25 protein-coding genes are annotated in these 21,757 nt (G+C 60.0%); 16 read left to right on the top strand and 9 right to left on the bottom strand.

Annotated elements, in window-relative coordinates; all coding sequences use genetic code 11:
• Positions 1-68 precede the first annotated feature (68 nt).
• From DXY29_RS06850 to DXY29_RS06865, 4 genes are all read left to right on the top strand, one after another.
• Positions 69-1,850: a proline--tRNA ligase gene (locus tag DXY29_RS06850; protein ID WP_115023966.1), complete on the top strand. Its 1,782-nt coding sequence runs from the start codon at positions 69-71 to the stop codon at positions 1,848-1,850.
• A 24-nt stretch (positions 1,851-1,874) separates the two neighbouring features.
• Positions 1,875-2,300, top strand: a complete 426-nt coding sequence (gene psb27, locus DXY29_RS06855; protein ID WP_115023968.1) for a photosystem II protein Psb27 — start codon at positions 1,875-1,877, stop codon at positions 2,298-2,300.
• A gap of 81 nt (positions 2,301-2,381) precedes the next feature.
• Positions 2,382-3,701 carry an adenylosuccinate synthase gene (locus tag DXY29_RS06860; protein WP_170952146.1) on the top strand — a complete coding sequence of 440 codons (1,320 nt, stop codon included), beginning with the start codon at positions 2,382-2,384 and terminating at the stop codon, positions 3,699-3,701.
• Between the two features lie 41 nt (positions 3,702-3,742).
• On the top strand, positions 3,743-4,756 hold the full coding sequence (locus DXY29_RS06865) for an adenosine kinase (RefSeq protein WP_115023969.1): 1,014 nt from the start codon (positions 3,743-3,745) through the stop codon (positions 4,754-4,756).
• On the opposite strand, the gene cutA is transcribed toward DXY29_RS06865, so the two are convergent.
• A complete protein-coding gene (gene cutA / locus DXY29_RS06870) occupies positions 4,725-5,051 on the bottom strand; it encodes a divalent-cation tolerance protein CutA (protein WP_115023971.1) in 327 nt (108 codons plus the stop codon). The two genes, DXY29_RS06865 and cutA, sit on opposite strands and share 32 nt — an antisense overlap.
• 10 nt (positions 5,052-5,061) lie before the next feature.
• Complete coding sequence (locus DXY29_RS06875; RefSeq protein ID WP_115023973.1) at positions 5,062-5,853, bottom strand: precorrin-6A/cobalt-precorrin-6A reductase; 792 nt, start codon at positions 5,851-5,853, stop codon at positions 5,062-5,064.
• 29 nt (positions 5,854-5,882) lie between these two features.
• On the opposite strand from DXY29_RS06875, the gene DXY29_RS06880 reads away from it, so the two are divergent.
• Entirely contained in the window at positions 5,883-6,341 is a 459-nt protein-coding gene (locus DXY29_RS06880; RefSeq protein ID WP_115023974.1) for a single-stranded DNA-binding protein, read from the top strand.
• A 29-nt stretch (positions 6,342-6,370) separates the two neighbouring features.
• Here the strand turns inward: DXY29_RS06880 and DXY29_RS06885 are convergent, their stop codons facing one another.
• The gene (locus tag DXY29_RS06885; RefSeq protein ID WP_115023976.1) at positions 6,371-6,559 is read right to left on the bottom strand and encodes a hypothetical protein; all 189 of its coding nucleotides are present in this window, start codon (positions 6,557-6,559) and stop codon (positions 6,371-6,373) included.
• Positions 6,560-6,628: 69 nt separating this feature from the next.
• Between DXY29_RS06885 and DXY29_RS06890 the strand changes: the two genes are divergently transcribed.
• Genes DXY29_RS06890 through DXY29_RS06900 form a run of 3 tightly spaced genes read left to right on the top strand, consistent with a single transcriptional unit; the run spans position 6,629 to position 9,118 of the window.
• Complete coding sequence (locus tag DXY29_RS06890) at positions 6,629-7,171, top strand: DUF2854 domain-containing protein (RefSeq protein WP_115023977.1); 543 nt, start codon at positions 6,629-6,631, stop codon at positions 7,169-7,171.
• A 3-nt stretch (positions 7,172-7,174) separates the two neighbouring features.
• Positions 7,175-8,056 carry an acetylglutamate kinase gene (gene argB / locus DXY29_RS06895; RefSeq protein ID WP_115023979.1) on the top strand — a complete coding sequence of 294 codons (882 nt, stop codon included), beginning with the start codon at positions 7,175-7,177 and terminating at the stop codon, positions 8,054-8,056.
• Between the two features lie 3 nt (positions 8,057-8,059).
• Positions 8,060-9,118 carry a DUF3153 domain-containing protein gene (locus DXY29_RS06900; protein WP_115023981.1) on the top strand — a complete coding sequence of 353 codons (1,059 nt, stop codon included), beginning with the start codon at positions 8,060-8,062 and terminating at the stop codon, positions 9,116-9,118.
• On the opposite strand, the gene priA is transcribed toward DXY29_RS06900, so the two are convergent.
• Positions 9,119-11,365: a primosomal protein N' gene (gene priA, locus DXY29_RS06905; RefSeq protein ID WP_115023982.1), complete on the bottom strand. Its 2,247-nt coding sequence runs from the start codon at positions 11,363-11,365 to the stop codon at positions 9,119-9,121. It abuts the gene before it with no gap.
• Between the two features lie 304 nt (positions 11,366-11,669).
• On the opposite strand from priA, the gene rpoD reads away from it, so the two are divergent.
• Positions 11,670-13,043 (top strand): RNA polymerase sigma factor RpoD, encoded by a 1,374-nt coding sequence (rpoD, locus tag DXY29_RS06910; RefSeq protein WP_115023984.1) that lies wholly within the window; start codon positions 11,670-11,672, stop codon positions 13,041-13,043.
• Positions 13,044-13,241: 198 nt separating this feature from the next.
• Here the strand turns inward: rpoD and DXY29_RS06915 are convergent, their stop codons facing one another.
• Positions 13,242-13,709 carry a hypothetical protein gene (locus DXY29_RS06915; RefSeq protein WP_115023986.1) on the bottom strand — a complete coding sequence of 156 codons (468 nt, stop codon included), beginning with the start codon at positions 13,707-13,709 and terminating at the stop codon, positions 13,242-13,244.
• Positions 13,710-13,847: 138 nt separating this feature from the next.
• Here DXY29_RS06915 and hemC point away from each other — a divergent pair, with 138 nt between their 5' ends.
• A complete protein-coding gene (hemC, locus tag DXY29_RS06920) occupies positions 13,848-14,801 on the top strand; it encodes a hydroxymethylbilane synthase (protein ID WP_115023987.1) in 954 nt (317 codons plus the stop codon).
• Here hemC and DXY29_RS06925 read toward each other — a convergent pair whose 3' ends face one another.
• Entirely contained in the window at positions 14,802-15,323 is a 522-nt protein-coding gene (locus DXY29_RS06925) for a L,D-transpeptidase (protein ID WP_226422972.1), read from the bottom strand.
• A gap of 133 nt (positions 15,324-15,456) precedes the next feature.
• Between DXY29_RS06925 and DXY29_RS06930 the strand changes: the two genes are divergently transcribed.
• The gene (locus DXY29_RS06930; RefSeq protein ID WP_115023990.1) at positions 15,457-16,335 is read left to right on the top strand and encodes a hypothetical protein; all 879 of its coding nucleotides are present in this window, start codon (positions 15,457-15,459) and stop codon (positions 16,333-16,335) included.
• 57 nt (positions 16,336-16,392) lie between these two features.
• On the opposite strand, the gene DXY29_RS06935 is transcribed toward DXY29_RS06930, so the two are convergent.
• The 3 genes from DXY29_RS06935 to DXY29_RS06945 form a co-directional block, all read right to left on the bottom strand.
• A complete protein-coding gene (locus tag DXY29_RS06935) occupies positions 16,393-16,980 on the bottom strand; it encodes an inorganic diphosphatase (protein WP_115023992.1) in 588 nt (195 codons plus the stop codon).
• A gap of 47 nt (positions 16,981-17,027) precedes the next feature.
• The gene (locus DXY29_RS06940) at positions 17,028-18,551 is read right to left on the bottom strand and encodes a carboxypeptidase M32 (RefSeq protein WP_115023994.1); all 1,524 of its coding nucleotides are present in this window, start codon (positions 18,549-18,551) and stop codon (positions 17,028-17,030) included.
• A gap of 196 nt (positions 18,552-18,747) precedes the next feature.
• On the bottom strand, positions 18,748-19,155 hold the full coding sequence (locus DXY29_RS06945; protein ID WP_115023995.1) for a thiol-disulfide oxidoreductase DCC family protein: 408 nt from the start codon (positions 19,153-19,155) through the stop codon (positions 18,748-18,750).
• A 52-nt stretch (positions 19,156-19,207) separates the two neighbouring features.
• On the opposite strand from DXY29_RS06945, the gene DXY29_RS06950 reads away from it, so the two are divergent.
• Genes DXY29_RS06950 through DXY29_RS06970 form a run of 5 tightly spaced genes read left to right on the top strand, consistent with a single transcriptional unit; the run spans position 19,208 to position 21,694 of the window.
• Complete coding sequence (locus tag DXY29_RS06950; protein ID WP_115023996.1) at positions 19,208-19,825, top strand: secondary thiamine-phosphate synthase enzyme YjbQ; 618 nt, start codon at positions 19,208-19,210, stop codon at positions 19,823-19,825.
• 11 nt (positions 19,826-19,836) lie between these two features.
• On the top strand, positions 19,837-20,046 hold the full coding sequence (locus DXY29_RS06955; RefSeq protein ID WP_115023998.1) for a hypothetical protein: 210 nt from the start codon (positions 19,837-19,839) through the stop codon (positions 20,044-20,046).
• A 43-nt stretch (positions 20,047-20,089) separates the two neighbouring features.
• The gene (locus DXY29_RS06960) at positions 20,090-20,380 is read left to right on the top strand and encodes a 4a-hydroxytetrahydrobiopterin dehydratase (RefSeq protein ID WP_115023999.1); all 291 of its coding nucleotides are present in this window, start codon (positions 20,090-20,092) and stop codon (positions 20,378-20,380) included.
• A gap of 19 nt (positions 20,381-20,399) precedes the next feature.
• A complete protein-coding gene (locus DXY29_RS06965; RefSeq protein WP_115024001.1) occupies positions 20,400-21,494 on the top strand; it encodes a GTP-binding protein in 1,095 nt (364 codons plus the stop codon).
• Between the two features lie 17 nt (positions 21,495-21,511).
• On the top strand, positions 21,512-21,694 hold the full coding sequence (locus DXY29_RS06970; protein WP_115024002.1) for a hypothetical protein: 183 nt from the start codon (positions 21,512-21,514) through the stop codon (positions 21,692-21,694).
• Positions 21,695-21,757: the final 63 nt, after the last annotated feature.

A 21,757-nucleotide genomic window follows, 5' to 3' on the forward strand; every position in this document is an offset into this window, starting at 1 on the left:
CGGACACTTCTGCGATCGGCATGCTTCCGGAGCGGTGATAGCTTCCAAATCTCGTTTTCTTGCGATCGATGCGCGTCTCCCGCCTGCTGCTGGTGACGCTTCGGGATGTTCCCGCCGAAGCGGAGATCACCTCGCATCAGTTGCTTCTGCGTGCTGGGTACATCCGTCGCATTGGATCAGGGATTTACGCCTATCTACCTCTGATGTGGAGGGTGCTTCAAAAAATCACAGCCGTGGTGCGTGAGGAGATGAACCGCGCCGGCGCCCAGGAGACCCTGCTTCCACAGCTGCACCCTGCAGAGCTCTGGCAGAAAAGCGGTCGCTGGCAGGGCTACACAGCTGGCGAGGGAATCATGTTTCACCTCGAAGACCGGCAAGGCAGAGAGCTGGGGCTTGGACCAACCCACGAAGAAGTCATCACGAACCTGGCAGGTGAGCTGTTGAGGTCGTACCGGCAGCTTCCGGTGAACCTTTATCAAATCCAGACCAAATTCCGAGACGAGATCCGTCCTCGCTTCGGTCTGATGCGAGGTCGAGAATTCATCATGAAAGACGCCTACTCCTTTCATGCCAGCGAAGCGGACCTTCGCGAGACCTACGGGTTGATGGATCAGGCCTATCGCCGCATTTTTGAACGTTGCGGACTCGATGCCGTCCCTGTCGATGCCGACAGCGGAGCGATCGGAGGTGCTGCCTCCCAGGAGTTCATGGTGACGGCGGATGCCGGGGAAGACCTGATCCTGATCAGCGATGACGGGCAATACGCGGCCAATCAGGAGAAGGCTGTTTCGATTGCCCCAGCGGCATCGCCCCTACCCGAAGGCCCTGAGGAGTGCATCCCGACCCCTGGCTTGGGGAGCATCGAGAGCCTCTGCGACGCCAAAGGCTGGGATCCAAGCCAAGTGGTGAAGGTGCTGCTTTGTGTGGCGGCCTTGGACGACGACACGCTCCAACCCCTGCTGATCAGCCTTCGTGGTGACCAGGACCTGAACCCCACCAAAGTCGTCAACGCCGTCAGCGGCATCCTGGGCAAGGGCGTCCTCGATTGCCGTTCGATCACGCCAGACGACCAAAACCGCCAACAAATCGATCCAATCCCCTTCGGATCCATCGGGCCTGACTTGTCCGATGACGTCCTGCAGGGAGCGAAGACCTGGGAGCCAACCTTCCTGCGTCTGGCAGACGAAACAGCCCTTGAGTTGGGCCATTTTGTCTGTGGTGCCAATACGCCTGATCAGCACCGTTTCAACACCAGCTGGGCCGCCCTCAAGCAACAGCCAACAAGGTTGGATCTGCGCAATGCAAGGGCGGGCGACGCCTGTCGACACAACCCGGAATCACGGCTGACTGAAAAACGTGGCATCGAAGTCGGCCACATTTTTCAGTTGGGCCGGAAATATTCCGAAGCCATGGATAGTCGCTTCACCAACGAGAACGGCAAGACCGAAACGTTCTGGATGGGTTGCTATGGGATCGGCGTTTCCAGGCTGGCGCAGGCTGCCGTCGAACAGCATCACGATGACGGTGGCATCTGCTGGCCACCCACAATCGCCCCATTCGAAGCGATTGTGGTCGTCGCCAACATCCAGGACGAGACCCAGGCCCAGCTGGGGGAAACGCTCTATGAGCAACTTCAGAAGGCAGGGGTCGACGTGCTCATCGACGACCGAAAGGAACGAGCGGGCGTCAAATTCAAAGACGCGGATTTGATCGGTATTCCCTGGCGGATCGTGGTGGGACGGGACGCAACCGATGGCGTCGTTGAGCTTGTTCAGCGCAGCAACCGAGAGGTACAGAAGCTTCCCCACGCAGAGGCCTTGTCTTGCCTGATCAAGGCACTCCACCCCTAAAGTCAGCAGATTCTCAAGGGTTTCATGCTCTCCGCACTGACACGCCTGCTTCGCCCCTTGAGCCGGGCTGCTGTAGCCCTCGGCCTGGGCTTATGCCTTTTTCTAACCGCCTGCAGTGGTGATGCTGAAGCCCGTTTGAGCGGCAATTACGTGGAAGACACCGTGGCGGTCTCCCGCACGTTGCGAACGGTGATCGACCTGCCCCAGGACGATCCAACCCACGCCGAAGCCGAAGCGGACGCTCGGTCACTGATCAACGACTACATGTCCCGCTACCGGCCTCAGCCGCGCGTGAACGGACTCAGCTCCTTCACAACAATGCAGACCGCACTGAACTCTCTGGCGGGTCACTACACCTCCTATGCCAACCGTCCCCTTCCTGAGGCACTCCATGACCGGATCGCCAAGGAATTAAGCAAAGCCGAGAAGTCTGTGGTCCGGGGCAGCTGAGCCCCTGGACACACGCTTTGACGAGGCCACCCGAGATCTGAGATACTCGCGGATTGTGCAGATCTGCGGCTTCGGGCCGCCGTGTTCTTGGCCAACGTTGTCGTCATCGGAGCGCAGTGGGGTGACGAGGGAAAAGGAAAGATCACCGATCTCCTCAGCCGCTCGGCCGATGTGGTGGTGCGCTATCAGGGTGGTGTGAATGCAGGCCACACGATCGTCGTTGACGAACGTGTCCTGAAATTGCACCTCATTCCCTCTGGAATCCTCTATCCCGACACGATCTGCCTGATTGGGTCAGGAACGGTCGTGGATCCCAAGGTGATGCTTGGTGAGCTCGACATGCTCATCGCCAATGACATCGATATTTCGGGCCTGCGCTTGGCATCCACGGCTCACGTGACGATGCCGTACCACCGCCTGCTCGATCAGGCCATGGAGAAGCAACGCGGAGCGCGTCGGATCGGAACAACTGGCCGCGGAATCGGCCCCACCTATGCGGACAAGTCGCAGCGCAGCGGCATCCGCGTGATCGACCTGCTGGACGAACAACGGCTGAGGGAACGCCTTGAGGGGCCTCTGCAGGAAAAGAACGAACTTCTTGAAACCATCTACGGCGTTGCTCCTCTGAACGCCGAGGATGTCATCAAGGAATATCTGGAATACGGGAAGCGCCTCGCACCCCACGTTGTGGAGTGCACCCAGGCCATTCACCAGGCTGCCAGGGATCGCAAAAACATCCTGTTCGAAGGAGCCCAGGGCACGCTGTTGGACCTGGACCATGGCACCTACCCCTACGTCACCTCGTCCAATCCCGTCTCCGGAGGGGCCTGCATCGGTGCGGGCGTCGGTCCGACTCTGATTGACCGTGTTATCGGCGTCGCCAAGGCCTACACCACCCGTGTGGGTGAGGGCCCCTTCCCAACGGAACTGAGCGGGAGCCTGAATGATCAGCTCACCGAACGCGGTGGGGAATTCGGAACCACCACTGGCCGGCGGCGGCGCTGCGGTTGGTTTGACGGTGTGATCGGTCGCTATGCCGTGCAGGTGAACGGCTTGGACTGTCTGGCCGTGACCAAGCTGGATGTTCTGGATGAACTCGACGAGATCCAGGTTTGCGTGGCCTATGAGCTCAACGGCGAGCGGATCGAGCACTTCCCTAGCAGTGCCGAGGACTTCGCCCAGTGCAAGCCCATCTTCAAAACACTGCCTGGCTGGCAATGCTCAACCGAGGAATGCCGCAGTCTTGAGGATCTCCCCAAACCGGCCATGGATTACCTGCGCTTCCTCGCGGATTTGATGGAAGTGCCGATCGCCATCGTCTCGCTTGGTGCCAGCCGTGATCAGACCATCGTTGTGGAAGATCCGATCCATGGCCCGAAACGCGCGTTGTTGAGCGCCTGAGCCTCTGAGGTTCATACTTCGGGGCTGTCTTCACAGCACCGATGTCGCCTGAGACCCGTTTCCCCAGCACCTGCAATCTCGATGTCGTTGGCATCGGCAACGCGATCGTGGACGTTCTGGTTCAGACGGACGACAGCTTCATCTCTGACAACGGCCTCCAGAAAGGAGGCATGGCGTTAATCGATGAACAACAGGCCGAGACCCTCTACAAGGCGAGCGGTCCTGGCCTTGAGACCTCCGGTGGATCTGTCGCCAACACCATGGTCGGGATCGCCCAGCTCGGCGGTCGCGCTGGTTTCATCGGTCGTGTCCGTGACGACCAGCTCGGCACCATTTTCAGCCACGACATCCGAGCCGTTGGTGCACGCTTTGAAACCCCAGCCGCCACCAGCGGAGCCACAACAGCGCGCTGCCTGATTTACGTCACGCCCGACGCGGAGCGGACCATGTGCACCTTCCTGGGAGCCTCCACCCAGCTGGAGCCGGAGGATCTCGATCTGTCGATGGTCAAGCAGGCCAAGGTGCTCTATCTGGAGGGGTACCTCTGGGACAGCCCAGCCGCCAAGCGAGCCTTCATCGCCGCCGCAGAAGCCTGCCGAGAATCAGGAGGACAAGTGGCCCTCTCCCTATCGGATGGCTTCTGCGTGGATCGGCATAGGGAGAGTTTCCTCGAGCTGGTCAATGGCCATGTGGATGTGCTGTTCGCCAACGATGTCGAGATTCAGTCGCTCTACGAAACCGAGGATTTCGATCAGGCCCTCGACCGGGTCCGCGGCTGCTGCTCGGTGATCGCGATCACCCGTGGAGCCCAGGGATCCGTCGTGCTGAGTGGAGACGAACGCTGGGATATCGGCATCTTCGGCCTGGGCGACCTGGTGGACACCACAGGAGCAGGCGACCTCTATGCCGGGGGATTCCTGCATGCCTTCACCCAGGGCGAGTCCCTCGAACGCTGTGGTCAGCTCGGTGCTCTCTGCGCTGGTCAAATCGTGACGCAACTGGGGGCACGCTCCCAGGTCTCCCTCAAGCAGCTGGCGGCGACGCATCTGAACTGAGCTCAGCCAGGGCCCAAGCCCCATAGGCCGGTGAAGCCGTCACCGGCCAGCTCAACCACTCGGGTGTGTCATAGCTGTGCAGTTCTGACACAGCCAAGCGAACCGCCTCCAGATGCTGGGCGGAGGTCTTCATCAGCAGTTGGACCTCATCAGAATGCTCCAGCGCCCCCTCCCAGCGGTAGAAAGACTGAACGGGGTGAATGGAGACACACGCCACAAGATGGCGCTCCAGCAAGACCTCAGCCAGCTGTTGGGCGCGCTCGGCGTCCGCTTCCGTGGTGAGGGCAAGCACCATCCCACTCGCTTCAATCTCGCTCAAGCCGATCCAAAAGGCTGCTTACATCCTCGACACAAGCCATGCCATCGGGGGGGGATGGACGGCGCAACAGCACCAAGTTCAGCCCCAGCTCTGTTGTGAGTTGATGCCAGAGCTGTTCCGTCACACCACCAGACTGGCGGCACAACACCACGCTGATGCCCCAGCGTTGGCAGAGGGCTCGTTCGATCGCCCCCGGCACCTCCCCCTGCAGGGGACGCACCACGGCGAGGTGATCCGGAGCCAAACCCGCCCGCAGGGCTGCGCGCAATCCATCAGGGGACGGAAGTGCACGGCCATAGGGGATGGCCCCAGCGCGGCGTACAGCAGCAGCCATCGCCGGAAGATGGCGACCCCCAATAGCCAGCAGCAGGTGCTGGCCCTGGAACGGCTGCACTGCCAATGCCTTGGCATCAGCCACCAGGGAGGCAGCTCCAAGCGGTTCGCGGCGACGCTCATAACGCAGCAGCGGTTGGTCCACCGAAGCACAGGCGGTGATCAGGGAATGGCTGATCTGAGCTGCAAAGGGATGCGTGGCATCCACCACCCAACGAAAAGGCCCGGCCTGGTGCAGAGCGTCAATGATTCCGCCAACACCTTGCAGGGCACCGATCGAGATCCGCTCAAGCGGCAGTCCCGCGTAAGCCTTCGCCGCACTTGAGGTCACCACGCTCACGCTCACACGCCAATTGCAGCGGGAGAGCTCCTGCACCAAGCGCGGCCCCTCACCGGTTCCAGCCAGCAACAGGACACGACGCTGGTCATTCGCGGGCCCTTGCATCAGGATGTGCGCCGACACCAGCTCAAGCCATGAACCATTGCGTGCTCGAAGTGGAGGTGATCGACGCACCGACGGTTCGATACACCCAAGACAACCAGACTCCCATTGCGGAGATGGCCGTGCGCTTTGACCCCCTGCGGGAGGGTGATCCGCCAGGCGAATTGAAGGTGGTTGGCTGGGGCAACCTGGCCCAGGAGCTACAGAACCGTGTGCAGACAGGGCAGCGGCTGCTGATTGAAGGCCGGCTGCGGATGAACACCATGCCCCGAGGCGATGGCATGAAGGAGAAACGGGCTGAATTCACCCTGGCTCGGCTCCATCCGATCGGCGCTTCAGCCACGGGTGCTCCCCCCGCCGGCAACCCCTCAGCCCCGGCCCCAGTCCGACAGGCCCCCGCAGCTGCGGCGACGAAAGTGGCGAAAGAGCCAGAACCAGCCAGCTGGAATGCTGCGCCCCTGGTTCCCGACACCGACGACATTCCGTTCTGAATCAGAGGATGTTCTCGGTTCGGAGCGGTTCAACGATCGGCTTCGTCCTGCAGCTCTGAAGCTCGGGTGATCAGTTGCCCGAGCTCTCGCTCGAGGGCCGCCAGGTCAAGCCGGAGCTCGGGCCAACGGCCGCCATCAATCTGCTGCAACAACCAGCTGCGATCGCGATCGAGCTGCTGGAGCAGATCGTCCATGCCGGTCGACGATGGATCAGGCATCTAGCTCGAGGCAGTGGATCTCCATCCTGATGGCCTAGAGGTCAAAATGACGATCAAGCCAAGGCCTTCATGAAGGATTTCTTCTCCCCCGGCAGCCTCGTCACCATCGCCGGAGGCGTGCTGACAGTGATCGGTGCCACCGCTTACGCGACGGGAAGCGCCAACCTCAGCCTGCCCACAATTTTCTATGGAATTCCCATCTTGTTGGGGGGACTGGCCCTGAAATCCTCGGAGCTGCCACCCGCTATCCGGGTGACACCCATCAAGACCTTTCAAAAAGAACGGGAAGCAGCAGCCCCTGAACTGGGCAAGCTTCTCGGGGATGTGACGCGCTGGCGCTACGGCCAGAAGGCCCATCTGGAGTCGTCACTCGAAGCGCTCAAGCTCTGGGATGAGGACACCCCGCCGCAGTTGGAGGAGATCGAAGAGCTGCATTCCGACGCTGGCTATGGCCTTCGGCTGCGTTTTCTGCTTGGAGCCGTTCCCCTCGAACGCTGGCAAGAGCGGCAGGAGCGTCTCGGGCGTTTCTTCGCGAAGGGAATGCGAGCGGAACTCAAGGAACTGGATGAGCAGCGGTTGGATGTTGTTCTGCTTCCCGCGGGTGAGGCATAAGCCATGGCCCAGTCAACCCAGAACAACGATGACGCCCTCAGGGTGTCGGTGCTCAGCGAAGCCCTTCCTTATATCCAGCGTTTCGCCGGACGGCGCATCGTGATCAAGTACGGCGGAGCGGCCATGGCCCATTCCGAACTGCGTGCTGCCGTCTTTCGCGATCTGGCTCTGCTTGCCTGTGTTGGGGTCCAACCCGTCGTGGTTCATGGCGGCGGGCCGGAAATCAACCAGTGGCTGCAGCGTCTGGAAATTCCAGCCGAATTCCGCGACGGATTGCGCGTCACTGACGCCGACACCATGGATGTGGTGGAGATGGTGCTGGTGGGTCGCGTCAACAAACAGATCGTGAATGGGCTCAATCAGCTCGGCACCCGTGCCGTTGGCTTGAGCGGAAGTGACGGAAGCCTGGTCGAGGCTCGCCCCTGGGGGGATGGCAGCCATGGGCTGGTGGGAGACGTTGCCCGCGTCAATCCCGATGTGCTGGAACCGCTGCTGGAGAAGGGCTACGTGCCCGTCATTTCCAGCGTTGCCGCAACCCCCGATGACGGGCGCGCCCACAACATCAATGCCGACACAGTGGCGGGAGAACTGGCGGCGGCCCTGGAGGCCGAAAAACTGATCCTGCTGACCGACACCCCCGGCATCCTCAAGGACCGAAACGATGCTGACTCCTTGATCCGCAAACTGCGCCTCTCAGAGGCGAGACAATTGATCGAAGACGGCGTCGTCGCAGGTGGCATGACCCCAAAAACGGAATGCTGCATCCGCGCCTTGGCGCAAGGCGTGGCAGCCGCCCACATCATTGACGGCAGGGTTCCCCACGCCCTGTTGCTCGAAGTCTTTACGGACGCTGGCATCGGCACCATGGTTGTGGGACGCGGCTGAAGGGTGAGCGAAAAAGACTCAGGACTGGACCTTTCCGAAGCGGAAGCAGCCCTCGAGCGTGGGGACTATGGACAGTGCCTGGATCTGCTCCTCCCCCTAGCGGAAAGCCACCCGCCCAACAGTCCCGAGGGGCCCCGGCTGCGTTACTTGATGATCACCGCCTGGATGGGGCAGGGGCAGGACGACAAGGCCATCGCCACCTGTCGTCTGCTCAGTCGCTGCCGAGATCCCAAGTTGCGCCAGCAAGCGCAACAACTACTCGAGATTCTCGAGGCCCCCAGCCTGGATCGTCCGGAACGCTGGTCGATGACGATGCCGCAACTGGAGATGAATGCCTCCGGCAGCGGGCAGCCGAGCACCATGCGACGGCGGCGCTCCCGGCGCCCCGAACCACCGCCTCCGCCACCGACGGGGCCGACGCGACCACCGGCGGCAGGATTCGCCGTGCTGGTCCTGGCAGTTCTGCTGGGGATCACTCTGCTGTTGAGTGGCTGCGTAAGGATCCAGGCCGATCTCGAGCTTCGCGGTCCGGATCGACTGGCCCTCACCTGGGACGTGCAGAGCACCCAGGAACGCTCCCTGCCCTGGCAAGACCAGTTTGAACGCGATTTGGAACGGGAGGTGTCCGGGCTGAAGATCAAGCAGTCGGGGCCTGGACACCAGCACATCAGTAGCGGCATTGCGTCATCGCATGATCTGGCGCAACAGATGGCCGCTGTGGTTGAGGTGGCTGGCCGCGCGGCAGGAATCTCTCTCCCTGCACCGGTGCTCAAGCTCGAGGAACGCAACTGGCTGCTGGGGGTGCAGCAGCACTTGCAACTGATCGTCGACCTCAGCGATTTGCCCGAGATTCCTGGGCTGGACCTGCATCTAAGCCTCAACCATGGGCGGATTCAAAGCACAGCGCATTCCGGAACAACCACCGAGATCAACTGGCGGGGCTGGCGCTGGAATCCTCTCGGCCTTGGTGGGCTGGTGATTCTGATGCTGCTGACGTGCAGCATGCTCCTGCAGGTCGTGCGGCGGAAGCTGGGCTTTGGCTTCCCGGAACTGCCCTCTTGATCAAAGCTGCTGCGGATCAGGATCCACGGTGAGCGCCACACCCCTGGGCAAGCCCTCCCAAAGGTCCTGCCCGGGAGGCAACGGAAGAGAGGAGCCCGACGGTCCATGCAAGAGCAGCTGCCATCGGCTCCGTCCTGCCACGCGGGCGACCGGAGCAGGGGCAGGCCCCAGCAGCCACCAACTCTGGCTCTGACACATCGGCCGGATCCGCTCAGCAAGCACCGCTGCCGCCGTTGCTGTTTTGCTGGGGGAATCTCCAGACAGACGCAACAGACAAGCGCGACTGAAGGGCACCAAGCCGGCCTCCTTCCGAAGAGCCACTTCCTGAGCAAGGAACGCCTCATAACGTCCATCCACCAGGTGTTGGATCACCGGATGCTCCGGGGTGTACGTCTGGACCAGCACCTGTCCCGGTCGCTCGCCCCGGCCAGCTCGGCCCGCCAACTGCAACAACAACTGCAGCGCCTGCTCACCTGCGCGGAGGTCGGGGCGATGCAGAAGCCCATCCGCCGCGAGCACCGCCGCCAGGGTGACCCGCGGCAGATCCATACCCTTGGCCAGCATCTGCGTTCCGATCAAGACATCCGCCTCCCCGGCGGCAAAGCGGTCCAGCAAGCGTCGATGACCATCACGCCCCCCGGTGGAGTCCCGATCGAAACGGAGCAAGCGAAGGCCTTCAAGTTCCTGGGAAAGGAGTTCCAAGACCTTCTGCGTCCCCGCTCCAAAGGGCTTGAATGCCGTGGAACCACAGTGACTGCAGCGGCTCTCCAGCTCCTCACGATGGTCACACCAATGGCATCGCAGCCACTGGCGTCCACCTTGTCCACGGTGGACGGTGAGAGCCACATCGCAATGGGGGCACATCACCACCTCGCCGCAACTGCGGCAGCTCAAAAAAGGGCTGTATCCCCGACGTGGCACCAAAACCACCGCCTGTTCGCCCTGCTCCGGCAGCGCCGCAAGACGGTCCATCAAGGCACGACTCACCAGACGTTTGTGCCCTTCAGCCAGCTCATGGCGCATGTCAATCACATGCACGGGAGGTAGGGCCTGCCGCGAAATGCGCTGGGTCAAACGCACCAAGGTCAAGGCACCATCGGAGCCAGATTGAACCCAACTCTCAAGCGACGGTGTGGCACTGCCCAGCACAAGCCGTGCTTTTTGCATCACGACCCGATCCAAGGCCAAGTCGCGGGCGTGATAGCAGGGCATCGGAGCGTCTTGCTTGTAGGAGCTGTCGTGCTCCTCATCAAGAACGATCAATCCAAGCGGCTTCAGAGGAACAAACACGGCGGAGCGAGTTCCAACAACCACCAATGGCTGTTCCGCGGAAAGACAGCGGCGCCAGGTCCGGACCCGCTCAGCGTCACCACAACCGCTGTGGTATTCAACGACGCGCGAGCCGAAGCGTTTACGGCAGCGATCGACGAGTTGGGGAATCAAACCGATCTCGGGGGTCAGCAACAAGACATGGCGGCCCCGCTCCAGCTCCTGGGCCGCGAGTTGGAGGTACACCTCGGTCTTGCCGGAACCCGTAATTCCCCACAGCAACAGCCCACGCCCGGGAGAAAGCTGTTGGTAGGCATCGACCACGGCATGCTGCTCAGCGGTCAAGGCCTGGGGATGCTCCCGGAGATCAGCACCCCCAGCGACCTTGTCCTCCGCCAGCCGACGCTCACGCACCAGGTAACCCTGTTGAACCAGGGGGGGCAGCAAATGAGCACCAAATCCACTAGCCACAAGATCCCGTTGCCAGACGCCACCGCCTTGGGCCTTCAACCAAGCCAGAAGTTCCCGCTGGCGGGGGCTGGGTTGATCAGCGTCATCGAGGGGATCACAGCCCTGCACCCACCACATCTGACGTCCTCCCGCCAGCGAGCGCTGACCGGCCTGACCAATCCATCCCGCCGGCAGAGCCGCCTTCAACGTGCGAAAGGCGCTCAGGTGGCAGCGGTCCGCCACCCCCTCCAACCAGCCGTACCAATCAGGGTCAACAGCAGCCCGCTGTAGGAGTGCTTCCACCGGCTGCAGTTCTGGGGGTTCATCCGCTCCCCACTCCCGCTGCGCGACCACCAACCCATGCATGGCACGACCTCTCAGGCGCACCCGCACCAGGTCTCCTGGCATCAATCCCATGGACGGATCAGCGGAGTAGGTGAAGGACCGCCCCTCACGCCCGGCCTCAAGCCAGACATCAACGCAGCGCCTTGGATGCGACAGGACCTTGCAAACTTCGGAAGACTTCATTAACGTGAACAGGTTGGTCGTTTTCTGCCAACCCTGCGCTCGATCCAGAGGGAAGACACAGAGTCTGAAGTCAAGGTCTTGTCCTTGCCACTTTGACCGGTCTGAGACCACCCCGGGCAGCACAGACAATTAGTCCAAGCGTTTCGTCGACTCGCGGACACCACCATCAGCCCATGATCTCCGTCTCAGCGTCAGCTGCGTCGTTCTCTTCCGTTGTGACAGAAGATCAGGCTTTTTGGGCCTGAGCCCTTGGTGTGATGTTGCCGCTTTTGCGTCCCCCCTTCATCCGACTTCGACTTTCACCATGACCCCAGCTGCCACCAAAGCTGCCAAGCCGGACATCGTTCTTCTGGCCAATGCTGACGGCACAGTGAAGGAAGTCTCGAGCAAAGAATCCAAAAAAGCCCCCGCGCGCCGCCGAGCCAGCAAGTCAAGCGCGAAGGACCTGAGCGCCGCGGCAGATGAACTGCTCGCAGCAGCGGATCAGGCCAAGTCTTCCGGAACAACGAAGAAAGCAGCAGCCAAAACCGCCAAGGCAAAAACCACCACAAAGACCACAAAGAAAGCAGCAACCGCCAAGAAGACCACCACCAAGGCATCAACAGCTAAAAAATCGACCGCCAAGGCAGCTACAGCTCAACCAACAGCTGAAGAGAAGGCCAAAACAGCCGCTGCCGAGAAGGAAGCCAAGGCCAAAGCCCTGGCGAGCATCAAAATCGGCCCCAAAGGCGTTTACACCGAAGACTCCATTCGGGTCTATCTGCAGGAAATCGGACGGATCCGCCTTCTGCGTCCCGACGAAGAGATCGAACTCGCTCGCAAAATCGCGGATCTCCTCTACCTCGAAGAGCTGGCGTCTCAATTTGAAAGCGACAACGGCCGGGAACCCGACAAAAAAGAGTGGGCCGCGTTGGTTGAGATGCCGCTCATCCGCTTCCGCCGTCGCTTAATGCTGGGCCGACGAGCCAAGGAAAAAATGGTGCAATCCAACTTGCGCCTCGTTGTCTCGATTGCCAAGAAGTACATGAATCGGGGCCTGAGTTTTCAGGATCTGATTCAGGAGGGCAGCCTTGGCCTGATTCGAGCAGCTGAAAAGTTCGACCACGAAAAGGGCTACAAGTTCTCTACCTACGCCACCTGGTGGATTCGTCAGGCAATCACGCGAGCCATCGCGGACCAGAGCCGGACCATTCGCCTACCGGTTCACCTCTACGAAACGATCTCCAGGATCAAGAAAACCACCAAGGTTCTCTCCCAGGAATTCGGTCGTAAGCCAACGGAAGAGGAAATCGCTGAATCGATGGAAATGACCATCGAGAAACTGCGGTTCATCGCCAAGAGTGCCCAGCTGCCGATCTCGCTCGAGACCCCCATCGGCAAAGAAGAGGATTCCCGTCTGGGCGATTTCATCGAAGCAGACATCGAGAACCCCGAACAAGACGTCGCCAAGAACCTGCTACGTGAAGACCTCGAGGGAGTTTTGGCAACCCTCAGCCCCCGCGAGCGCGATGTGCTTCGACTCCGCTACGGATTGGACGACGGACGCATGAAAACCCTTGAGGAAATCGGCCAGATTTTCGACGTGACCCGCGAAAGGATCCGTCAGATCGAAGCCAAGGCCCTGCGCAAGCTGCGCCATCCCAACCGCAATGGGGTGCTCAAGGAATACATCAAGTAGGTCACGAACCCGAGGCTGTCATCGAACAGTCTTGGGAGTAATACATAAGTACATTCCCCCTAGCTCAAAGCCCCGATGGGCTCCTATAACGATCTTGAGGGAATTGAGACGCCCTCCTCACACGGAAGAGATCAAACCTCAGTCTGAGACTGGGGTTTTCCTTTGGGAGAAAATAAAAATTCGGTGCATCAGTGTGGATTACGAAGGGCTTTCGAAGGTCTCCGTAAATTCCTGAAAGGCACGCTTCAAGCGCTCCACCGGTGTCTCCTCAAGAGGACATTCCTGACGCGTCTCCAAGGCATAGGCCTGAAGCAGACGTGGATCGGGCTCAAGCACAGAGGCGACTGCCGCCTTGAACAGCACAAGGTTGTGCTGGGACGTAAGCCCCGCCAGATAAGGCTGAAGCACCCAGCTCAGCTGACCATCCTCCGGGGGTTTTACAGCCGAGCGAACCAGACGCGGCCGGAGCAACTGATAGGCGTGATCACCATCACGATCGGTGGTGTGCCGAAGCCGCGCCATCAAGACGTCACCACTGCACAACAGGATCAAACGAATGCATCCCTCGGCCACCAAGGGGAGCATGGTCTCCTGCTCCTGGGGTTCAGGGGCAACCGAGCCGATCGCTCCCACCTGACGAACGCCATTCACAACGGGGCCTGGCATGAGGGTCCTACGCGGCACACGAATGTTACGCGTTCTTCACATAGGCGGCCTTCTCTTTCGAAGCTTCACAACCTCAAGGCTGCCAATCAATTGAGACCTGCCCAAAAGCGTAGGCTGGGCGGCTGATTCGCCTTGTACATGGCCCTCACCGAACTGCGCATCGCCTCACGACGCAGCCAGCTGGCCATGGTGCAGACCAATTGGGTCAAAGCGGAACTGGAAAAAGCGCATCCAGGCTTAAAAATCACCGTGGAAGCCATGGCGACCCAGGGCGACAAAATCCTGGACGTTGCCCTGGCCAAGATCGGCGACAAAGGCCTGTTCACGAAAGAACTGGAAGCCCAGATGTTGGTGGATCGTGCGGACATCGCCGTCCACTCCCTGAAAGACCTTCCCACCAACCTTCCTGAGGGGCTGATGCTCGGCATCATCACCGAGCGGGAAGACCCGGCTGACGCACTTGTCGTGAATGCCAAAAACCAGGCCTACAAGCTCGACACGCTTCCTGAAGGATCTGTGGTGGGAACCAGCTCCCTGCGGCGCCTGGCCCAGCTGCGTCACCACTACCCCCACCTGATCTTCAAGGACGTGCGGGGGAACGTGATCACCCGGCTGGAGAAGCTGGACAGCGGCGATTACGACTGCCTGATCCTCGCTGCAGCAGGTCTTGGCCGCCTGGGCTTTGCCGATCGGATCCACCAACTGATCCCCGGCGACATCTCCCTGCACGCCGTTGGCCAGGGAGCACTGGGCATTGAATGCGTGGAGGGCAAGCCTGAAGTTATGGAGGCAATCAAGGTGCTGGAGCACATGCCCACCTCCCAGCGCTGCCTGGCCGAACGCGCTTTTCTGCGGGAACTGGAGGGCGGCTGTCAGGTTCCCATCGGCGTGAACACCCGCTTCGAAGGCGATCAACTGATCCTCATCGGCATGGTGGCCAGCCTCGACGGCAAACGCTTGATCCGCGACCAAGCCAGCGGCCCCGCCAGCGACCCCGAGGCCATCGGCCTCTCCCTCGCCCACACCCTCAAAGATCAGGGCGCAGGAGAGATCCTTAAAGAGATCTTCGACACCGTTCGCCCCGAAGCCTGATCAACTGCGAATCTCAAGGCGTGTTCCCACATCCACGGCTTCAAACAGCTGCCGGATGTGGCTGTTGAGCATGCGCACGCAGCCAAGGCTCACGGCAGCACGGATCTGAACCCAATGCGGCCACGCCGTTCCATGGATTCCAAATTCGCCGCGCCCATTGCGGTGAAAAGCCATGTAGCGATCGCCGATGGGGCTGCTGGGTCCGCGTAACTCGCGCCGCTGGCCCGACTTGTTCGTCACATAGATGGGATCAACTTTCTTGGTGAGAATGGCGAACTCCCCCTTGGGGGTGGGCGTCTTGGGATCTCCGATCGCTACCGGCCACGATCCAAGCCGCTGGCCACCCCGGACAAGAGAGATCTGTCGCTTGCTGAGGTCGAGAACGATGCGCGACTCCCGCGGAACACGCTGCAAAGCCACTTCAGCGGCGTCAGCGGAAAGCGACGGCAGCAGGGATCCAGCCAACACACCGCCCAAGAGCACTGGAAACAACGACCACTTCATGAGACGCGCAAGACCCATTGGTCTCAACGTATTCATCGCTGCGCGAAAAAACCGCAGTGCCCAGTGACCAAGCCAATCTCTTCAGATTCTTTTCGGTCTCAAGCGTGAGACCTGCGATCCAGCGGTACTCTTCTCCAACCCTCTTTCCTGCGTGTTGACCTCCACGGCGATCGCACCGGCACGGCCAACCCTTCTCGAAGGCAATGCCCTCAGCCAGGAGGTCCAGTCGATCAGTTTTCGCTTCTCCGACCTCCTCAGCAACCGCAGAACCTTCCTTGCCGCTGCCTGGACGCTGCGTCGACGGGGGATCATTTGCCTACGGGAAGCCGCAACTCCTGAACTGATCGCATCGATCAACAGGGATGTTGGCGAGCTGCTCGAAGAAATCGAATCAGGAAATCACGGTCGCCTCGCCTCCCTGGCCTATCTCAATCTTCCCGATCACCGTGTGCTGAAGGGCTACAACCAGTTCCGCGATGCGGATCGGGCCGTCATCAACTACCGGGTCAAACGCCCCGATGGCCGCAGCGGCAGCGATGCGGGAATGATCGACATCTTTCATCCCGAGCGCCTCTCAGAAAGCCTGAACTCCAGCATCCGAGAGTGTCTTCAGGAATCCATGATTCAGAGGTTGCTTCTGGCAAGCAGCTTCAATCGTCTGCGGGTGAAGTGCCGCAATCTCTACATCAACAGGGGTGTTCAGGACACGCGCAGCTACCACTGCGATGGACGCTCCCTGAAGTTCAAATCCTTCGTTTACCTCAGTGATGTGCAATCGCTGGCCGATGGGCCCTATTGCTTTGTGCCCAAGTCCCAACGCCGACGACGGCTCTGGTGGCGCAATGCCAGCTACAACAAACGCCACGGTCTGGGACCATTTGAATTCAGTCAGCTGCAAGGGGCTGAAGCCATCGCCTTGTATGCCAAGGCAGGAGACATGGTGCTCTCATCGCAGCGCGGCGCCCACTGCGGTCACCCGCAACACCCCCAGGCACGCCGTGCCGTCCTGGTGAACATGTTCCAGCGCTGAGACATGAAAAAAGGCGGGGAAATCCCCCGCCCGATCACCAGCCGAAAACTGGCTTGTTCAGTCCACCAGCTTGGGATCGATCTCAGCCATATAACGGGCCTCACAGCTCTTGATGATCTCAATGGCTTTTTCGGTTCCAAAGAAACCGTTCACAGTGCAGGTGCCAGGCTTCTTCAGATCCTTGTAGTGCTCCCAGTAATAGGTGGTCTCTTTCTTCCAGTGATCACCGAGATCTTCCCAGCTCTTGATGTGATCCATGCGCTTGTCATCAGCAAGAACAGCGATCACCTTGTCGTCAACTTCGCCACCGTCGTCGAAAGTCATGATCCCGATGATGCGGGCTTCCACAATCGAACCAGGAATCAAGGGCTCAGTGACACCAACAATCTCGATGTCGAGAGGATCACCGTCTTCATCCCAGGTGCGGGGAATGCATCCGTAGGCGAAGGGGTAAGCCAGAGAGGAGTAACCGACGCGGTCAAGCTTGAGATGGCCTGTTTCAGTGATCAGCTCGTACTTGTTGATCGTGTTGGAGTTGAGCTCCACGATCGTGTTGAGACGAAGTTCGGCTTCATCAGCGAAGGCCGGCAGCACGTGCAGCAGGTTGGGCATGCTGCGGCTGGGTGCCTGATCGAGGTTGGCCATAAACGGCGATGGACAGCGCGGCGCATCCTACGGGCCGCCTCGGCCAATCAAACCTGTAGAGGCTGGGACGCCTGGTGCAAGCGATCAAGTTTGCTCTCCAAGTAGCCAAGGAAGGCTTCGGTGCTCAAGGGGCGACCGCTGACTTTTTCAACCAATTGCTCCGCATTCACACTGCGTCCCAGCGGGTGCACATGCTCACGGAGCCAATCCAATAGGGGCGAAACATCACCGCGATGGACATGATCTTCTGGAGCACCGATGGCCTCCGTCATCGCTTCACTCAATTGCGCACTAATCAGGTGCCCCAACAGGTACGACGGGAAATAGCCAAACAGGCCTTCGCTCCAATGCACATCCTGAAGACATCCCTCCGCATCATTCATGGGGCGAACCCCCAAGAGCTCCCCATAACGCGTGTTCCACTCGCCGGGAAGATCCTTCACAGCCAAGCCCTTCTCGAGCAATGCGATCTCGAGATCAGTGCGGATCAGGATGTGTAAGCCGTAGCTGAGTTCATCAGCTTCAACGCGGTTCAAGCCGGGCGAGATGGGATTCATGGCCTGCCACATGTCCTGGGCACAGGTGAAGGGAGCTCCAGCCTGAGCAAAACGAGTCCACCACTGCTCCGCGAACGGACGACTCCGGGCAACGCGGTTCTCCCAGAACAACGACTGACTTTCATGAACGGCCATCGAGGTGGCCTGACCCAGCGGCCAGGCAAACCACTGATGGCTCTGGTCCGGGAGCCCTTGTTCATAGAGGGAGTGTCCCCATTCATGGGCGGTGGCCAGGAAGCACGACAACGGCTGACCGGGCACCACACGCGTGGTGATCCTGTAATCCGCCGGTCCCAACGTGATGGAGAAGGGGTGGGGAGAGCGGGCCATACAGGTGATGGCGGAGTTGCGGCCCCAGGCCTGCAGGAGCCCGTCACAGAGATGCTGCTGGCTTGACTCCTCGAGATCCCAGTCCGCTGATCGTGGGCGTGGGCGGGTGGATGCCTGAGCGACCAATTGCGGCAACCGTTGCCTTAACGGAGCAAACAGAGCCTCGAGACGCTCAAGCCGAAGGTCCGGTTCGAAGGGTTGAGCCAGGGTTTCCCAGCACGATCGAAGCTCGTCCAGCTGGTTGGCCTGCTCCTGGCGCAGGTCAATCAACGTCTGAAGCGCCGGTGCAAAAAGACTGAAATCAGACGCTGCTCGAGCCTGCTGCCACAGGTTGTACCCCTTGGCTTTGGCCGTCGCCAATGCAGCGACCAGGGCTGGATCGAGAGCCTGCTGCCTGCACAGGTCCTGCTCCAGCAAATCCAAATTGCGGCCCTGCTCGGGGCATCGTTCACCGGAGTTCCAATGCTCACGAGCTACGGCCAGCAGATCCGCATAGACCGCGGAGCTCTGACGTGCATGAAGCTGGGTCGCCAGAAGCGTGAGCTGCTCACCTCGCCAGGGTGCACCACCAGAGGGCATGCGGGTGTTCTGGTCCCAATACAGGGTGCTCTGAATCGAACCCAGCAGCTGTGTTTCACGCAAATGGGCTCCTAGCTGCCCCCAAGCCATTGCGGCAGAAGCCATCTCGCTCTCCTTTCAATCAATTTAACGACTCTGGGGGTGGCATCGAAGCTGCGATGCAGGGCATGGTGTAGCAGTTCAGTCTTCCTGCATCGATGCGCCGACTGATGCTGCGCGCAGCCTTTGGGCTCGCCCTTCCCATGGCTCTTTGGCCGCTCAAACTGATCTATCGACAGCCGTCGACCATCCAGTAAGCCGGTCAGTTCAAGTCACATCGGCCTCGGCACAGGGTCTCCAAATCCGCTCGCCCCGTGATCTGAAGCCGCCGGGACGCCCAAATCCCATAGATCCAATCGACCACGCCGCCGATCAACGGCCAGCGGGTCGGTGCGTACAGCCACCCCAGACCAATCAGGCGGTACGCCTCGCGGAAGACGGCCACATCCCGGAGCACCTCACCGGAGCCCGCAATGGCATGAATGCGGCCCATGGCCAACCGGTAGCTGATGCCGGCATGGGCCTCAGGGTCGTAATCCGCAGCATCGATATCGACAAATTCCAGCCGGCCCAGAGAGTCACGCCGCTGCAGAAAACGAACTTCACGAACGCACAACGGACAGCCCCCGTCAAAAAGCAGCGTCAGTTCGGGGGCAGAGGGACTGGCCATTGGGTCAGACGGAGCTGAAGCACGCAAAGTAAGAAGAGAACGCTGGAGAGCGGTGGGAGTTCAGCAGATCCTGCATCAGATCTCAGTCCAAACCCCTGGGAAGGGCTTCACCCGCCTGGACGGTCGGTTGAACACCTGGATCCGCAACACAGGCCTTGACCAGGGCGTACTGCACCTCACGTGCCTGCACACGAGCGCAAGCCTCACGATCAACGAGAACGCTGATCCACGGGTGCTGCAAGACCTTGAGGCATGGATGGCGGATGCCGTTCCGGAACACCGCCGGTATCTCCATGACGACGAAGGAGCGGATGACATGCCGGCCCATATCCGAACAGCACTCACCAGCCAGACCCTCAGCCTGAGCGTCAGTGGTGGACAGCTGTTGCTGGGCACCTGGCAAGCCGTGTACCTCTGGGAGCACCGCAGCGCTGCTCACAACAGAACGATCGCCTGCCACCTTTTCGGCGAACCATCCAGCGTCACGGCACCTCGTCCCACGACGCAGAACGCCTCAGCCAAGCCTCAAACCCTGTTGAGTCTTCGCAATGCGGAACGGATCAATCAAGCCATTCAGGTACGACATGACCCCAATGCCTGGGAAACAGACAACGGCATCGATACAGACACCGATCTGATGATTGATCGATTGCATGACTTAAGCGATTGAGGATCAGCTCCATGACATTCGGACAGGTTCGTCGGATTGTTGTCATCAGCGTTTTGATCGTCCTGTTCTGGGTTTGGATCGATCCAGCGTTTGGGGTCGTACTCGGAATCATTTCTATGGCGGTGCTGAGCGTTGCCAACCTCCATCCCAAGCCGCGTTGGGTCCGAAAATTTTGGGCTTATTGCATTGATCTGGGGCAGCACGACAGAGAGCTCCCTTAGGGGCCACGATCCGGCCACGATGGAGGGGTGAATCAGAGATCGCATGCCGATGGAACGTCTCGACGCCACCCAGATGTCGGCGCTCGCCACAGAACTACCCAACTGGAGAGTGCAGGGGGAACGGCTGCACCGCGATCTGCAATTCAAGAGCTTCGTGGAGGCGTTTGGATTCATGGCACAGGTGGCCCTCCTGGCCGAATCCAAAAATCACCATCCGAACTGGAGCAATGTCTACAACCGCGTGTCGATCGATCTAACCACCCATGATCTCGGTGGCCTCAGCAGGCTCGATGTGGAACTGGCCACCGCAATCGACGGACTGTTGCCAGCATGAGTGCTGAGGGTCCTTGCGCATGACCACTGCACCAGCCACCTCCAACGTCCCCGTCACCATTCTCAGCGGCTTCCTCGGAGCAGGGAAGACCACGCTGCTGAACCACATCCTGACCAATCAGCAGGGGGTGAAGACTGCGGTGCTGGTGAACGAATTCGGCGAAATCGGAATCGACAACGATCTGATCGTCACCACCGATGAAGACATGGTGGAGCTAAGCAACGGTTGCATCTGCTGCTCGATCAACGACGAACTGATGGAGGCAGTGGAACGGGTCATGGAACGCCCTGAACCTCTCGACTACATCGTCGTCGAAACCACTGGTCTGGCCGATCCCCTGCCGGTTGCGATGACTTTTCTCGGCAGTGAACTGCGCGATCAGACCCGCCTTGATTCGATCATCACGTTGATCGATGCAGAAAACTTCGATGAAGTCGTGCTCGAGACGGAAGTTGGCCGAGCCCAGGTGATTTATGGCGACATCCTGCTGCTGAACAAGTGTGATCTCGTCTCCGAAGAGCGGCTTGAGGCCGTTGAGCAGAAACTCAGAGACGTCAAGAACGATGCCCGCATCCTGCGATCGGTGAAAGGGGATGTCCCCCTGGCCTTGCTGCTCAGTGTCGGCCTGTTCGAATCCGACAAGGTGAGTGCCCCCGCCGAGGATCCGAGCCTGAATCACAGCGACCACGAGCACGACCACGACCACGGTCACGAACACGGGCACGACCATGGGCACGGGCACAATCATCACCACGACCACAGCCATCACCATGACCACAGCCATGGTGATCACGCGGACCATCAGGCGATCGAGGGATTCACCTCCGTGTCGTTCCAGAGTGATGGACCTTTCTCCTTGCGCAAGTTCCAGAACTTCCTCGACAACCAAATGCCCCAGGAGGTGTTCAGAGCCAAGGGAATCCTCTGGTTCAACGAAAGCGAACGACGCCATGTGTTCCATCTGGCAGGCAAACGGTTTTCGATCGACGACACCGACTGGACCGGTGATCGCAAGAACCAATTGGTGCTGATTGGCCGTGACATCGACCACAAGACCCTGCGGGAGCAACTCCAGGCTTGTGTGGCACCTGATGCGGGAAAAGGTTTCAGCTGATTCAGCAGAACCCATGAATGCTGCTTATTGTGCGTGCCATGGAAGACACCTCAATGGTCGAACCCTTGTTGCTCGGAACAGTCTTTGTTCTTGCAAGTTTGTTGTTGTGGCTTCTGGCTGACTCCGATGACGACAACGGTGGAGGCGGCCTGCGACAGCCTGTCCTTGTACCGATTCCTGTCCGTCATCACCAACGCTGAACACGTCGACAGCTCTCACTTAATCCCCCACTGAGATGGGGGATTTTTTATGGCAATGCGCGG

The sequence above is a fragment of the Synechococcus sp. UW69 genome (genome assembly GCF_900474185.1).
Classification (GTDB): domain Bacteria; phylum Cyanobacteriota; class Cyanobacteriia; order PCC-6307; family Cyanobiaceae; genus Parasynechococcus.